The following is a 1,167-nucleotide window of genomic DNA, read 5'->3' as shown; positions in this document are numbered from 1 at the left end:
GAGCGTGGCCTCGGCGGGCAGGAGGGTGGCGCGGACCGCGCCCGGGGTGCGGGTGTGCTGGGGGGCGTGCGCCTGCCCGAACCAGAGCACCGCCTCCTTGACGTCGCCCCCGTCCGAGATCCACTCCGCCTCGGCCTGCGGCGGCACCGACTCGTGCGGGACACCCGGGGCGATCTTCAGGGCGGCGAGCGGTGCCTTCAGGGCCGCGCCGACCGCCCAGGACAGCGGCGGGGAGTAGGCCTCCGGGTCGAAGACGCGCCCGCGCCCGCCCCGCCGCGCCGGGTCCACGAACACCGCGTCCCACCCCGACGTGTCGACGTCCGTCACATCCGCGCACCGCACCTCGATCAGCTCCGCCAGGCCCAGCGCCGCCGCGTTCGCGCGGGCGACCTCGGCCGTCAGCTCGTCGCGGTCCACCGCGAGGACGGAGATGCCCGCGCGGGCGAGGGCCAGCGCGTCCCCGCCGATGCCGCAGCACAGGTCGGCCACGCTGCGGACCCCCTGGGCGGCGAAGACACGGGCCCGGTAGGCGGCCACCGACGCGCGCGTGGACTGCTCGACGCCGTTGGGCGTGAAGAACATCCGGTACGCGTCGTCCGCGCCGAACTTCGCCACCGCGCGCTGCCGCAGCCGCGCCTGGCCGAGGGCGGCCGAGACCAGCTCCGGGGCATGGCTGCGGCGCAGCCGGGTCGCCACCGCCAGCTCCTGGGCCGGGTCGTGGTCGCGCAGCGAGTCCAGCAGGCCCGTGCCCTCGGGGGTGAGCAGGGCGCGGAAGGTGTCGAGGTCGTTCATCCGCCCCATTGTGGGCCAGGCGGGGGACGGCGTGCGCCCGGTGGCGGGTGTCGTCTCCGGTATACCGCCCCGCACTGACAGGATGCGGCGGCATGCAGCTTGTACGACAAAAGGAAGAAAATGGGCGCGCCCTGACGAAAGCCCCCCTCGTTCTCGCCGGACTCCTCGTCGCCGCGCTCGCCGGCGGGTGCGCCACCGGGAACGTCCACGGCGGCGGGCGCGGCAGCAAGGCCGCCGCCGGGCCGCAGGCCTACGACAGCGACGCCGCCCGCGCGCTCGCCGGCTACTCCGGCCACCTCAAGGAGGAGCAGGCCGCCCGGGTGTCCGCCGCCAGGAGGTGGAGGCTGGCCAAGGTGCCGCTGACCCCGCCCGCCC

General features: G+C 76.3%; 1 protein-coding gene and 1 pseudogene. One reads left to right on the top strand and one right to left on the bottom strand.

Annotated features, from left to right (window positions below; genetic code table 11):
• A partial coding sequence (locus ACJA3G_RS37350) for a methyltransferase domain-containing protein (RefSeq protein WP_406557452.1) occupies nt 1–801 on the bottom strand: 801 nt, incomplete at its 3' end.
• Between the two features lie 83 nt (nt 802–884).
• On the opposite strand from ACJA3G_RS37350, the pseudogene ACJA3G_RS37345 reads away from it, so the two are divergent.
• Nucleotides 885–1,167 (top strand): annotated as a pseudogene (locus ACJA3G_RS37345) (polysaccharide deacetylase family protein); the annotation flags it as partial.

Source organism: Streptomyces sp. YS-3 (genome assembly GCF_045257485.1).
Taxonomy (GTDB): Bacteria; Actinomycetota; Actinomycetes; order Streptomycetales; family Streptomycetaceae; genus Streptomyces.
Note: the sequence above shows the minus strand (reverse complement) of the source record. Positions and strands in the feature narration are given on the sequence as shown.